This is a genomic window from Acidimicrobiia bacterium (genome assembly GCA_036271555.1).
GTDB lineage: Bacteria > Actinomycetota > Acidimicrobiia > IMCC26256 > PALSA-610 > DATBAK01.
This window is the reverse complement of record DATBAK010000053.1, coordinates 1-13,033: the sequence shown is the minus strand read 5'-3', so window position 1 is coordinate 13,033 and position 13,033 is coordinate 1. Positions and strand designations below refer to the sequence as shown.

Here is a 13,033-nt window from a genome sequence, read left to right as displayed (position 1 = left end):
GCACCGACACGATCGGTCGCGTCACGGCCGCCGGCGCGTTCACGTTCGTCGCCGATCCCACGATCGACGCGCCGACCGCGATCACCGCGGGGCCGGATGGCGCGCTGTGGTTCGTGAACTCGGGCGACGAATCGATCGGTCGCGTCACCACCGCGGGCGCCGTCTCGCACTTCACCGACGCGACGTTCGGTGCGCTCGCGCAGATCACGACGGGAAGCGACGGCGCGTTGTGGGTGACCGACACCGCGCCCGCGGCGATCCACCGGGTGACGACCGCCGGCGTCGTGACGACCATCAGGTCGCCGCGGATCCGGCAGCCGACCGCGATCGCCGCCGGACCCGACGGCGCGCTCTGGTTCACGGAGCCGACACCGTTCTCGACCATCGGTCGCATCACGCCGTAGCGACCGCTCAGCCGAGCACCGACGCACACCACGCGCTCAGCGCGTGGTCGTCGAGCGCGAACGACCAGTACGCCGCGAGCCATCGACGTGTGGGCTCGAGCCAGTCGAGGAGTCCCGCGTTGCGGAGCCAACCGGTCGCCGCGGCGTGATCGGCCGTCGTCGCCGTCGGCGTGATCTCGGTCGACATGAGGTACACCGCGCTCGCGAGTGGGTCGAAGCGGCGGTCGCCGGCGACGCTCGTCGCGCCGACGTCGAGCACGGCGGTGATGGCGCGGCCGTCGGTCAGCATGTTGCCGGCGAACGCGTCGAGGTGGACGAAGCTCGCGCGCGCCGGTTCCGGGAACGGTGCGGCGAGTGAGGCCGCGTCGATCGCACGCCGCGCGGGTTGCGCTCGTTGCAGGCCTGCGGCCGCTTTTTGCGCGAGGTAGTCGCGCCAAATCGGCGCGGTGATCGGCTCGTCGGCGACGAGATCGCCGAACTGCGGACGCGCGTCGAGCTGCAGGTCGCCGAGCGCGGCCGCGGTGTCGAGATGCGCCTCGATCAGTCGCCGCCGAGCCGTCCCCGACGCGGCGCGGAGCTCGTCGAGCAACGAACGACCGCGCAGCCGGCGTTCGATCGCGTAGACGCGTCCGTCGACGGCTCCGACCTCGAGCACCTCCGGCAGCGCGTACGACGGTTGCGCGCGCACGAGCTCGGCCACGAGTCGCTGCCGTGCGACCACGTCGTCCGCGCGTCCCGTCGCGTGCAGGATGCGCGCGACGCGCTCGCCGTCGAGCGCGTAGACGACGGCTTCGCCGCCGTGACCGAGTCGCGCCTCCGGCTCCACTCCGAGCACGCGCAGCACTGCGACGAGACCGGGGTCGTCGTGCGCCTCCACCGCGAGATGATCGCCGGGCAGAGACGCGCGCGGCGGCATTCATTCCCGGTCGAGCGGGCAGGATGGAGCGCATGATCGATCACCTCTCCATCCAATGCGCCGACGTCGAGAAGAGCGCGGCGTTCTACGACACCGTCCTCGCGCCCCTCGGCGGCAGCCGCGTGAAGGACTTTCACCAGGTCATCGGCTACGGCGTCGACCCGGTGCCCGACTTCTGGCTCGGCCCCCGCTCCACCGATGACGGCTTCCGGGAGGCGCACATCGCGTTCCGGGCCCCCGACCGCGTCGCGGTGAAGGCGTTCTTCGACGCCGCGGTCGGGATGGGCGCCGAGGTGCTCTTCGAGCCGCGTTCGTGGCCCGAGTATCACGAGCACTACTTCGGTGCCTTCGTACGCGACCCCGATGGCAACAACGTCGAGGCGGTCTGCCACCAGCCCGGATAGTTCGGGAACGCGTGTCAGACTGACCCGATGCTGGGGGAGCAGGGTGGGCTCGCCGACGCGCCCGGCGTGCGGCGAAGGCGCAACGATCCGCTGGTCCTGGGCGCCGCGGGACTGACGATCGCCGCGCTCCTCGGGGTCGCGAGTCAAGCGCTGCGCGCCGCGACGCTCACGGCGACACCCTTCGGTGATCGCGTGCTCGACGTCGCGATCATGGGTCCCGTGGTCTGGACCGCGTTCCTGCTCCTCGCGCTCGCGGCGGTCTCGATCGCGTGCCTCGCGCCCACGAAGGGCGCGCCGACGCGTGTCGTCGAGCTCCTGCGCTTCGTCGTGATCGTCGTCGCCGTCGCCGGCATCGCCGAGTTCGGCTACGCCGGCTTCGCCTTCGCGACGAATGCCTCGATCGGTCACTCGCAGTTCATGTCGAACTTCGGAACCTCGGCGCGCGTCGCCTCGTCGGCGGCCTCGGTGGTGTCGTTGCTGCTCTCCGTCTGCGCGCTGTGGTTCGTGGGCCGGCTCCCGGTCCCGCCGCCCGAGCTGCCTGCCGTCGTCGATGCTCCGGATGCGGCCGACCTCGATGCGGCCGAGGTCGATGCGGCCGAGATCGATGCGGCCGAGGTCGATGCGGCCGAGATCGACGAACCGCGCGGCGAGGCGCCGCCGTGGTCCGTCGTCGCCGGGTCCGCCATCCTCACCGTGCTCGGCGCGCTCGCGCTGTTCGAGCTCTTGCTGCAGCCGCTGTTCAAGCGGCCCGCGGCGCAGATCGCCCCCGCGTTCGGCGGGCTGGCGTTCTCGGGGCGGCTCGAGTACGCCGCGGGCTCCTACGGGCTCTACCCGATCACGCTGCTCGCGTTCGCCGCGGTCGCGATGATCGTCGCGGCGCGCCGGCGCACGGTTGCACAGGGCGTCTCGACGCTCGCCGCCGCGGCGGCACTCGGAGCGGTCGGCGCGGCCGCCGCGGTGTATTCGGTGTACCGCGCGCTCGCCGACTCCTCGCCGGGCGGCAGCACCGCGAACCTGGCGCGCGCGGCGACGATCGCGGCCGCGCTCGCGTCGGGCATCGTCGGTGCGTTCGCCGCGATGGCGGCGGTGCGATTCGGTCAGCCCGAACGTCGCGACGAGACGCTGGCCCCGGCGAGCCCGCTGCGGCTCCCGTCGGTCGCGGTGACGCGCGTCGGCGCGTACCTCGTGACGGGGTCTGCGGTCGCCGTCGCGGTCGAGGTCGTGGCGGCGGTCGTGCAGAAGCAGGGCCCGTCGTTCCGGGACGCGGTCGTGGAGCTCGGATCGGTGATGCTCTTCGGTGCGGTCGTCGCGCTCGGCGCCGCGTTGCTCGCTCGAGTCGCAGGCGCGCCCGGCAACGGACTCGCGGGTGTCTCGGTGATCCTGCTCGTCGTCGGTGTCGCGATCGTCGGGTGCCAGGTGTTCGCCTTCGTGAACGTGCTCTGGATGCATCAGGACGTGCGCTCGATGGTCCGTTCGTTGGAGCCGCTCCAGCGCCACACGCTCGCGGCGCTGGCGATCGCGTGCGTGTTCGTCGGACTCGCGCTGCTGTCGCTGCTCGTCGCCTCGGGCGAGGTCGACGACGCGGACGAGGGCGACGCCGACGAAGAAGCGCCTCACCTCGAAGCGGTCTGAGACGGTCCGCGCCGCGGCGCGGGCGACTCCGTAACCTCGTCGCGGCACGGGCGGGGTCGAGCGGTGATGGGGGAGGCGGCAATGTCCGAGCGGCAGCGGGTCGCGTTCGCCGAGGCGATCGGCACGATGATCCTCGTGGTGGGAGGGCCGGGCACGGCGGTGCTCGCCACGGGCGGGTTCTTCGCGACGAACTCGGTCGGTGAGCTGGGCGTCGCGCTCGCCTTCGGTCTGAGCCTGCTGTGCGCGTGGTACGCGATCGGCTCCATCTCCGGGTGCCACATCAACCCCGCGGTGACCGCGGGCTTGTGGGCGGTCGGCAAGACGCCGAGTCGGGACGTCCCGTTCTACGTCGGCGGACAGGTCGTCGGCGGGCTCGTCGGCGCGCTCGTGATCTTCGTGATCGCGCACAGCCACACCGGATTCGACGCGAAGGCGAGTGGCTTCGCGTCGAACGGCTACGGCGTGCACTCACCGGGCGGGTTCAAGCTCCCCGCGGTGATCCTCACCGAGATCGTGTTCACCGCGCTGTTCGTGTTCGTCATCGCGAGCACGTGTCGCAAGTCGATGCCGTTCGGCTTCAACGGCGTCGCCGTCGGCCTCATGCTCACGCTGATCCACCTCATCACGATCCCCGTCGACAACACGTCCGTGAACCCCGCGCGCAGCTTTGCGACCGCGGTGTTCCAGCACGGTTGGGCGCTGAATCAGGTGTGGGTGTTCATCGTGTTCCCGGTCGTCGGCGGTCTGCTCGGCGGCTACACGTGGAAGCTGCTCGTCCCAGCCGAGGACGCGTGACCGACGCACAAACCACGCGAAAGGACCGCCGGCAGCGTTGCCGGCGGTCCCTTGCGCGTCGTCGAGTCTGACTACGACAGGTTCGAGTTCGCCGAGGAGAACTGGGTCGACACGGTCTTGCCGAGGACCTTCACGGCGACGATGACGATGATCGCGATGAACGCGATGAGCAGGATGTACTCCACGAGGTTGGCACCACGCTCGTCGCGGCGCTCACCGAAGTGGAGGCGGGCCTCAAGCCAGGTCCGCAGAAGGTTCATGTCCATGAATTCCGACCCCTTTGGGTTCCGTGATCGTTTGGCTGGTTCCGATGCGTAGGACCATCCCGAGTATGACCACGGAACGTGGTGGCGAGAATGGGCCGGGTGGCCCAACTTCCTCCGTGTCCGAACCCGGTCACGGGCTCTGACTAGGCCATTTGGCCTGGTCAGACGGCCCGTTCCCGGCCTACGCACCGTCTCAGTCGGCTACTCGCGGACTCAGTTGAGGCGGATGATCCCGATCCGCACCGCGCTCAGCACGGCCTGCGTCCGGTCCCGTGCGTCGAGCTTGGCGTAGATCGACGCGAGGTGGTTCTTCACGGTCTTGCCGCTGATGAACAGGCGGCTCGCGACCTCGCTCGTCGAGTACCCGTCGGCGATGAGCTGGAGGATCTCCTCCTCACGGCGCGTGAGCGGCGACGGCTCGGTGCGTGTCGCGTCGGTGTCACTCTCCGGCGCACGCAGCTCGGAGAGGATCGAGCTCGCGAGGTTCGCGGAGAGTGCTTCGCCCGCGGCGGTCGCGATCGCGGTCGACACGACCTGCTGCATCGAGCTGTCCTTCGAGAGGAACGCGGACGCGCCGGCACGCACGGCTTCTTCGCGCAGCGCGTCCTCGTCGTGCATCGTCAGCACGACGATCGGGAGGTCGGGGTGCGCGGCGTGGACGCGCCGAGTCGCCTCGATGCCGCCGAGCACCGGCATCGTCACGTCCATGATGACGAGCTCGGGTCGCAGCTCGTCGACGAGCTGCACCGCTTCCGCGCCGTCGCCGGCTTCGCCGAGAACGACGAGCCCGGCCTCCTCCATCGCGCGGCGCAGTGCCTGGCGCAGCAACTGATGGTCGTCTGCGATCAGCACGGTCGTCATCGGGGAACCTCCAATTCGACGGACACGCGCGTGCCCTGATTCGGTCGACTCTCGACGACCAGGTGCGCACCGAGCGCGTCGGCGCGCTCGCGCATCCCGATCAGTCCGTAGTGGTCACCGTCGACGCGCGCGGGTTCGAACCCGCGGCCATCGTCCTCGACGGTGAGCGACACGTGGGTCGGGCTCACGCGGTAATCGATCGTGCACATGTTCGCTTCCGCGTGGTGCTCGACGTTCGTGAGCGCTTCCTGCATCATGCGCCAGAGCTCCTGCTCGACCTGATACGGAAGGTGGCGCTCGACGCGGCTGCGCCAGTGCACCGCGAGCCCGGTGCGCTCCTCGTAGCGCGCGAGGTAGTCGCGGGCGACCCGTTCGAGGTCGGCGTCCTCGCTCACGCCCGCGCGCAGTTGATAGAGCGTCTCGCGCAGCTCCCCGACGACGCCGCGTACGACATCGTGCAGCTCGTCGAGCGCGCGGCGGTCCTCGCCCTCGGCGCGGATGGCGAGCCGCTCGAGCTCGAACGCGGTGTACGCGAGCGACTGGGCGAGTTGGTCGTGGAGGTCGCGCGCGATGCGCGCCCGTTCGGCCTCGGCACCGAAGCGGCGCAGGCGCAGGAACCAGAGCGCGTTGTCGACGGCGAGCGCGAGCGGGCCGGTGAGGCCGGTGAGCAGGCCGACGTCGTCGGGTCGGTAGCGCGCGCGGGTCGTGTCCTCGATCGCGATCAGGCCGACGGTGCGGCCTCGCGCGCGGAGCGGCGCGTAGATCCCGCTCCGGGCCATGGGCGAGCAGCCGCGTCCGTCGCCGCCGTCGGACAGCAGGTCGGTCTCGAGGACCGCGCGACCGTGGTCGAGCACTTCGCGCAGGGGCTGCGCGAGCATGTCGTCGCGCAGCTGCCGCGGCAGGCGGATGCCTTCCGCGAGCTCGACGGTCCACTCGTCGCGCGTGTCGTCGTGCACGAGCAGCGCGAGCGCACCGAACTGGAACAACGAGCGCAGCCGTGTGCGACTCGACTCGACGACCTCGTGCAGATCGAGCGACGCGGGCAGCGACTGCGCGACACCGTGCAGCGCGACGAGGAGCTCGTTCGCGGTCGTGAGCCGCGAGATCTGGTCCCACGCGGCTTCCTCGTGCAGGCCGAGCTCGTCGACGAGATGGCGGGTGAACGCGCCCAACACTCCACAGAGCAGCAGCAGGATGCCGACCTCGGTGACCGACCGTTGCACCTGCGGGTCGTCGGTCTGGAGGAGGACGAGCATCATCATCGTGACGAACGCACACGAGCCGAGCCACGCCATGCGCCGGCGACCGACGGCGTAGCCGGCGAGCACGACCGGCACCGCGCTCGCGAGCACGAACGGGCTCGTGAACCCGCCGGTGAGTGCGACGACCGCCGCGACGAGCGCGGCTTCGACGAGCACCCAGGCATGGAGCGCGCGACCGGGCGGGTCGAGGCGCACCGGTCGCAGGGTCTGCGCGACGCCGAAGGTCGCGAGCGCGAGGCCGGCGAGGAGAAAGAGCGGGCGGGGCGGATCCTTGATCGCGACCGTCAGCAGCCCGAGGCTGATCGCGGCCCAGCGCAGCGACGCGACGAGCGTGCTGAGCCGGTGGTCGAGCTCGAGCATGCTCGGGTGGTGCCGGTCGCGCACGAGCCGGGCCGGGCCGGGCGCGGCGTCGCCACCAGGGGCCGTGAGGGCGAAACCCGCGACCGGTCCCTCGAGCGGGATCGGAGGCTCCGGCTCACCCCGCCCGATCGCGGGGCGCGCGTAGGTCGTTCGGCCCATGGGTTCAATGTCGGCGCCTGGCGCCAGGAATGAAGCGATCGGTGCCCATGCGCCCGCTTTGCCGGCTGCCCTCCAGGTCGCCGACTCGCACGCTCGCTCCGCTCCGCCTTCGGCCGCGTGCGACGGCCCGGCCGGAGTCTCGATCGCCGGCACTTGGGCCGCTCGGCGGGGTGGGGTTCCTAGAATCCGGCGCCGTGCAGATGATCGGCCTCACCGGGGGCATCGGGTCGGGCAAATCCACCGTGGCCGGGCTGTTGGTCGCCAAGGGCGCCGTGGTCGTCGACGCCGACGCCATCGCCCGCCAGGTGGTCGAGCCGGGCTCGCCGGTGCTGGTGAAGCTGGCCGAGCGGTTCGGTGCCGACGTCGTCGGACCCGACGGGCGCCTCGATCGGGCCGAGCTCGCGTCCCGGGCCTTCGTCGACACCGAGTCGCGCGAAGCACTCGACGCGATCACGCACCCCGCGATCGGCGAGGAGTTCCTGCGTCAGGTCGCGGCCGCGCCCGAGGGCGCGGTCGTCGTGCACGACGTCCCCCTGCTCGTCGAGTCGAAGAACCCCGCGCAGTATCGGGGTGTGATCGTCGTCGAGGCGCCGCGCGAGGTGCGCCTGGCGCGACTCGAGGCGCGCGGCGTGGCGCGCGCCGACGCGGAGGCGCGCATGGCGCAGCAGGCGACCGACGAGCAACGGCGCGCGATCGCGACCTGGGTGATCGACAACGCCGGCGACCTGGACACGTTGCGGACCCAGGTCGAGGCGGTGTGGCCCGCCCTCGTCGCGTTCGCGCAGACGGAGTCGGAGCCGTCGACCCCGATCTGACGCGGGTGGCCCGACCCTCGCGGCCCTGGTACTGCATCGGTTGCGCATACGCAACGAGCGCGGTACCGGCGGCGTGGGATGCGGCACGGAATAACTGTCACAGCCCCCCGTTACCATCGCCCCGTGGCCGACCTGCAGCTCGTCACCGACCTCAGCCCCGCCGGCGATCAGCCGGCCGCGATCGCCGCGCTCGTCAACGGGGTCGAGCGGGGCGACAAGTACCAGACGTTGCTCGGCATCACCGGTTCCGGGAAGTCGTTCACGATCGCCAACGTGATCGCGCAGGCACAGCGGCCCGCGCTCGTGATGGCGCCGAACAAGAGTCTCGCCGCGCAGCTCGCAGCCGAGCTGCGCGAGCTGTTCCCGAAGAACCGGGTCGAGTACTTCGTCTCCTACTACGACTACTACCAGCCCGAGGCGTACCTGCCGACGACCGACACGTACATCGAGAAGGACAGCTCGATCAACGACGAGATCGACCGGCTGCGCCACTCGGCCACGAGCGCGCTGCTCTCGCGTCGCGACGTGATCATCGTCGCGTCGGTCTCCGCGATCTACGGGCTCGGCTCGCCCGAGACCTACGCGACGCAGCTCCTCACGGTGTCGGTCGGCGAGGAGCACGAGCAACGCAAGATCCTGTCGCGCCTCGTCGACCTGCAGTACGAGCGCAACGACTTCGGCTTCACGCGCAACAAGTTCCGCGTGCGCGGCGACACGATCGAGATCTTCCCCGCGTACGAGGAGCGCGCGGTGCGCATCTCGCTCTTCGGCGACGAGGTCGAGCGCATCGCGGCGGTCGACCCGCTCACGGGCGAGGTCGTCGAGGAGCTCGAGACGCTCGTGCTGTTCCCCGCCTCGCACTACGTCACCGACCCTTCCCGCATGGTGAAGGCGGTCGAGGGCATCGAGACCGAGCTCGCCGAACGCCTCGCGGAGCTCGAGTCGCACGGGAAGCTCCTCGAAGCGCAACGCCTCCGCATGCGCACGACGTACGACCTCGAGATGCTGCGCGAGGTCGGCTCGTGCTCGGGCATCGAGAACTACTCGATGCACCTCGACGGGCGCGTCCACGGGCAGCCGCCGTACACGCTGCTCGACTACTTCCCGAACGACTTCGTGGTCGTGCTCGACGAGTCGCACCAGACCGTGCCGCAGCTGCACGGCCAGTTCGCGGGCGACCGCTCGCGCAAGGACACGCTCGTCGAGCACGGGTTCCGGCTGCCGTCGGCGCGCGACAACCGGCCGCTCACGTTCGAGGAGTTCATCGAGCGCATCAACCAGGTCGTGTTCCTGTCGGCGACGCCGGGGAACTACGAGCTCGAGATGTCGACGCAGATCGTCGAGCAGATCGTGCGACCGACCGGGTTGATCGACCCCGAGATCATCGTGCGGCCGACGAAGGGTCAGATCGACGATCTCGTCGCCGAGTGCCGCGACCGCGCCGAGAACGACCAGCGCGTGCTCGTCACCACGCTGACGAAAAAGATGGCGGAAGACCTCACCGACTACCTCCTCGAGCTCGGGATCCGCGTGCGGTACCTGCACTCCGAGATCGACACGCTCGAGCGCATCGAGATCCTCCGATCGCTCCGGCTCGGCGAGTTCGACGTGCTCGTCGGCATCAACCTGCTGCGGGAGGGTCTCGACCTGCCGGAGGTGTCGCTCGTCGCGATCCTCGACGCCGACAAGGAGGGCTTCCTGCGCTCGGCGACGTCGCTGATCCAGACGATCGGCCGCGCCGCGCGGAACGTCGACGGTCAGGTCGTGATGTACGCGGACCAGATGACCGACTCGATGACGCACGCGATCTCCGAGACCGTGCGTCGGCGCAAGAAGCAGCTCGAGTACAACGAGGAGCACGGCATCGATCCGCAGACCGTGCGCAAGAAGGTCATCGACATCCTGGACATGATCCGGGCGCGCGACGGAGACGAGACGTCGTCGGGACGCGGGCGTGGCCGCGGTCGCGGCGGGAGTCGCCGGGCGCCGGCGCGCGACCACCTCGACCTGCCGCGCGACGAGTTGGGTCGCCTCATCCAGTCGCTGCAGGACGAGATGCTCGACGCGTCGCGCGACCTGCGGTTCGAGGAAGCGGCACGGTTGCGTGACGAGATATCGGAGCTCAAGCGCGAGCTGCGCGAGGTGGTGTAGGACCATCCCGAACATGCGTTCGACGGGCCCGAGCGCCCGGTATCCTGGAGGCGGATGAGCAGGCAGGCGGAGCGCGCGCAGGGATCGGCGCGGGCGCGTGTGAATGCGGATCAGATCGTGATCCGGGGCGCGCGCGAGCACAACCTGAAGAACGTCGACCTCGTGCTGCCGCGCGACGAGTTGATCGTGTTCACGGGGCTGTCGGGCTCGGGCAAGTCGTCGCTCGCGTTCGACACCATCTACGCGGAGGGTCAGCGGCGCTACGTCGAATCGTTGTCGGCGTACGCGCGCCAGTTCCTCGGGCAGATGGACAAGCCCGACGTCGACTTCATCGAAGGCCTGTCGCCCGCGATCTCGATCGACCAGAAGTCGGGGTCGCGCAACCCCCGCTCCACCGTCGGGACGATCACCGAGATCTACGACTATCTCCGTCTGCTCTTCGCACGCATCGGCGTGCCGCATTGCCCGAACTGCGGGCGCGCGATCACGCGCCAGACGCCGCAGCAGATCGTCGACCGCGTGCTCCAACTTTCCGAGGGCACGCGCTTCCAGGTGCTCGCGCCGGTCGTGCGCGGTCGCAAGGGTGAGTACGAAGGGCTGCTGAAGGAGCTCGCGGGCCAGGGCTACACGCGGGCGCGCATCGACGGTGAGACCGTCGAGCTCGCCGACGCGCTGAAGGAACGACTCGCGCGCTACGAGAACCACACGATCGAGATCGTCGTCGACCGGCTCGTGCGGCGCAGCGGCATCGAGCGCCGGCTCACCGACTCGCTCGAGACCGCGCTGAAGCTCGCGGAGGGCGTGGCCGAGGTCGAGATCGTCGGCGGTATCACGACCGGCACCGGGGCGGTCGCGAAGAACGGCAAGAGGTCGGCCGGTCGCGGCGAGGCCGTTCCGATGAAGCTCGGCGAGTCGCCCGACGAGAGCGGCGACACGGAGATCCTCACGTTCTCCGAGCACCTCGCGTGCACGCACTGCGGCCTCTCCTTCGACGAGCTCGCGCCGCGCAACTTCTCCTTCAACTCGCCGTACGGCGCGTGTCCCGCGTGCGACGGGCTCGGCACCAAGTTCCAGGTCGACCCCGAGCTCGTCGTCCCCGACGAGGACCTGTCGATCGACCAGGGTGCGATCGCGCCGTGGTCCGGTTTCCGCGGCGAGTACTTCAGTCGCGTGCTGAGCGCGGTCGCGCGCGAGTACGACTTCAAGACGTCGACCACGTGGAAGAAGCTGAAGGCCGCGCACAAGAAGATCGTCCTGTACGGCACCGGCCAGAAGCAGGTCACGATCAGCTACAAGAACCGTTACGGGCGGCAGCGTTCGTACACCACACGGTTCGAGGGCGCGATCTCGTGGCTCGAGCGCCGCTACACCGAAGCCGAGAGCGACCGCTCGCGCGAGCTCATCGAGGGCTACATGCGCGAGGTGCCGTGCCCGGTGTGCGACGGCGCGCGCCTGAAGCCCGAATCGCTCGCGGTGAAGATCGACGGCCGCAACATCCACGAGATCGGCGACATGTCGATCGCCGACTGCGCGGCGGCACTCCGCACGCTCAAGCTGTCGGAGCGCGACCGACTGATCGCGGAGCGGGTGTCGAAGGAGGTCAACGAGCGACTGCAGTTCCTGCTCGACGTCGGCCTCGACTACCTGTCGCTGAACCGGCCGTCGGGCACGCTCGCCGGCGGTGAGGCGCAGCGCATCCGGCTCGCGTCGCAGATCGGCAGCGGCCTCGTCGGCGTGCTGTACGTGCTCGACGAGCCGTCGATCGGCCTGCACCAGCGCGACAACCAACGCCTCATCGACACGCTGGTCCGCCTGCGCGACCTCGGCAACACCGTCATCGTCGTCGAGCACGACGAGGAGACGATCCGTGTCGCCGACCACATCGTCGACATCGGACCCGGCGCGGGTGAGCACGGCGGGAGCGTGCTCGTCTCGGGTTCACTCGACGATCTGATCAACGCGCCGGACTCGATCACCGGGCAGTACATCGCGCGGCGGCGCGCGATCCCGGTGCCGACACTGCGGCGCACGCCGGGCGAGAAGTGGATCACGGTGCGCGGCGCGCGCGAGCACAACCTGCGCGACATCGACGTCGAGCTCCCGCTCGGTTGCTTCGTCGTCGTCACCGGTGTGAGCGGCAGCGGGAAGAGCACGCTCGTCAACGACATCCTCTTCCACGCGCTGATGCAGAAGGTGTACCGGTCGCGCACGGTGCCGGGTCGGCACCGCGGCATCGACGGCGCGGAGGCGCTCGACAAGGTCGTCGACATCGACCAGTCGCCGATCGGGCGCACGCCCCGTTCGAACCCCGCGACGTACACCGGCGTGTTCGACAAGATCCGCACGTTGTTCGCGGCGTCGCAGGAGTCGAAGGTGCGCGGCTACCAGCCCGGCCGGTTCTCGTTCAACGTGAAGGGCGGCCGCTGCGAGGCGTGCGCGGGGGACGGCACGATCAAGATCGAGATGCACTTCCTGCCCGACGTGTACGTGCCGTGCGAGGTGTGCAAGGGCGCGCGCTACAACCGCGACACGCTCGACATCACGTGGCGCGGCAAGAACATCGCCGAGGTGCTCGACATGCCGTGCGAGGAGGCGCTCGAGTTCTTCGGCGCGCAGCCCGCGATCGCGCGCCAGCTCCAGACGATCGTCGACGTCGGGCTCGGGTACGTGCGGCTCGGCCAGAGCGCGCCCACGCTGTCCGGGGGCGAGGCGCAGCGCGTGAAGCTCGCGAGCGAGCTCGGCAAGCGCGCGACGGGGCAGACGATCTACATCCTCGACGAGCCGACGACCGGTCTTCACTTCGAGGACGTGCGGCGACTGCTCGGCGTGCTGCAGCGACTCGTCGACACGGGCAACACGGTGTTGGTGATCGAGCACAACCTCGACGTGATCAAGAGTGCGGACTGGATCGTCGACCTCGGACCCGAGGGCGGCTCGGGCGGCGGTGCGATCGTCGCCGAGGGCACACCCGAGCAGGTCGCGAAGGTTCCCGAGAGTCACACGGGACG

Annotated in this window: 11 protein-coding genes; 7 read left to right on the top strand and 4 right to left on the bottom strand. The window is 70.1% G+C overall.

Going from position 1 to position 13,033, the window contains the following annotated elements; translation table 11 throughout:
- Positions 1–404 (top strand): Virginiamycin B lyase (locus VH914_13290; GenBank protein HEX4492176.1); only part of this gene is annotated, 404 nt, incomplete at its 5' end.
- 7 nt (positions 405–411) lie between these two features.
- On the opposite strand, the gene VH914_13285 is transcribed toward VH914_13290, so the two are convergent.
- Entirely contained in the window at positions 412–1,281 is an 870-nt protein-coding gene (locus tag VH914_13285; GenBank protein HEX4492175.1) for a hypothetical protein, read from the bottom strand.
- A 71-nt stretch (positions 1,282–1,352) separates the two neighbouring features.
- Here VH914_13285 and VH914_13280 point away from each other — a divergent pair, with 71 nt between their 5' ends.
- The 3 genes from VH914_13280 to aqpZ all read left to right on the top strand — a co-directional run bounded on the left by VH914_13280 (position 1,353) and on the right by aqpZ (position 4,151).
- Complete coding sequence (locus tag VH914_13280) at positions 1,353–1,724, top strand: VOC family protein (protein HEX4492174.1); 372 nt, start codon at positions 1,353–1,355, stop codon at positions 1,722–1,724.
- A gap of 27 nt (positions 1,725–1,751) precedes the next feature.
- A complete protein-coding gene (locus VH914_13275) occupies positions 1,752–3,356 on the top strand; it encodes a hypothetical protein (protein HEX4492173.1) in 1,605 nt (534 codons plus the stop codon).
- An 81-nt stretch (positions 3,357–3,437) separates the two neighbouring features.
- On the top strand, positions 3,438–4,151 hold the full coding sequence (gene aqpZ, locus VH914_13270) for an aquaporin Z (protein ID HEX4492172.1): 714 nt from the start codon (positions 3,438–3,440) through the stop codon (positions 4,149–4,151).
- 71 nt (positions 4,152–4,222) lie between these two features.
- Here aqpZ and VH914_13265 read toward each other — a convergent pair whose 3' ends face one another.
- The 3 genes from VH914_13265 to VH914_13255 all read right to left on the bottom strand — a co-directional run bounded on the left by VH914_13265 (position 4,223) and on the right by VH914_13255 (position 7,059).
- On the bottom strand, positions 4,223–4,417 hold the full coding sequence (locus VH914_13265; GenBank protein ID HEX4492171.1) for a Flp family type IVb pilin: 195 nt from the start codon (positions 4,415–4,417) through the stop codon (positions 4,223–4,225).
- A gap of 213 nt (positions 4,418–4,630) precedes the next feature.
- Positions 4,631–5,278 carry a response regulator transcription factor gene (locus VH914_13260; protein ID HEX4492170.1) on the bottom strand — a complete coding sequence of 216 codons (648 nt, stop codon included), beginning with the start codon at positions 5,276–5,278 and terminating at the stop codon, positions 4,631–4,633.
- Positions 5,275–7,059, bottom strand: a complete 1,785-nt coding sequence (locus tag VH914_13255; protein HEX4492169.1) for a GAF domain-containing sensor histidine kinase — start codon at positions 7,057–7,059, stop codon at positions 5,275–5,277. The genes VH914_13260 and VH914_13255 overlap by 4 nt, the downstream gene beginning before the upstream one ends.
- A gap of 200 nt (positions 7,060–7,259) precedes the next feature.
- On the opposite strand from VH914_13255, the gene coaE reads away from it, so the two are divergent.
- From coaE to uvrA, 3 genes are all read left to right on the top strand, one after another.
- Positions 7,260–7,874, top strand: a complete 615-nt coding sequence (coaE, locus tag VH914_13250; GenBank protein ID HEX4492168.1) for a dephospho-CoA kinase — start codon at positions 7,260–7,262, stop codon at positions 7,872–7,874.
- Positions 7,875–7,952: 78 nt separating this feature from the next.
- A complete protein-coding gene (uvrB, locus tag VH914_13245) occupies positions 7,953–10,025 on the top strand; it encodes an excinuclease ABC subunit UvrB (protein ID HEX4492167.1) in 2,073 nt (690 codons plus the stop codon).
- Between the two features lie 54 nt (positions 10,026–10,079).
- Positions 10,080–13,033: excinuclease ABC subunit UvrA (gene uvrA / locus VH914_13240; protein HEX4492166.1), on the top strand; the 2,954-nt coding region annotated here is incomplete at its 3' end.

What these genes read in the sequence shown, in the direction of transcription:
- VH914_13260 (HEX4492170.1), bottom strand. Translation starts at nt 5,278, where the DNA reads ATGACGACCGTGCTGATCGCAGACGACCATCAGTTGCTGCGCCAGGCA.
- aqpZ (HEX4492172.1), top strand. Translation starts at nt 3,438, where the DNA reads ATGTCCGAGCGGCAGCGGGTCGCGTTCGCCGAGGCGATCGGCACGATG.
- VH914_13280 (HEX4492174.1), top strand. Translation starts at nt 1,353, where the DNA reads ATGATCGATCACCTCTCCATCCAATGCGCCGACGTCGAGAAGAGCGCG.
- coaE (HEX4492168.1), top strand. Translation starts at nt 7,260, where the DNA reads ATGATCGGCCTCACCGGGGGCATCGGGTCGGGCAAATCCACCGTGGCC.
- VH914_13255 (HEX4492169.1), bottom strand. Translation starts at nt 7,059, where the DNA reads ATGGGCCGAACGACCTACGCGCGCCCCGCGATCGGGCGGGGTGAGCCG.
- uvrB (HEX4492167.1), top strand. Translation starts at nt 7,953, where the DNA reads ATGCGGCACGGAATAACTGTCACAGCCCCCCGTTACCATCGCCCCGTG.
- VH914_13265 (HEX4492171.1), bottom strand. Translation starts at nt 4,417, where the DNA reads ATGGACATGAACCTTCTGCGGACCTGGCTTGAGGCCCGCCTCCACTTC.
- VH914_13275 (HEX4492173.1), top strand. Translation starts at nt 1,752, where the DNA reads ATGCTGGGGGAGCAGGGTGGGCTCGCCGACGCGCCCGGCGTGCGGCGA.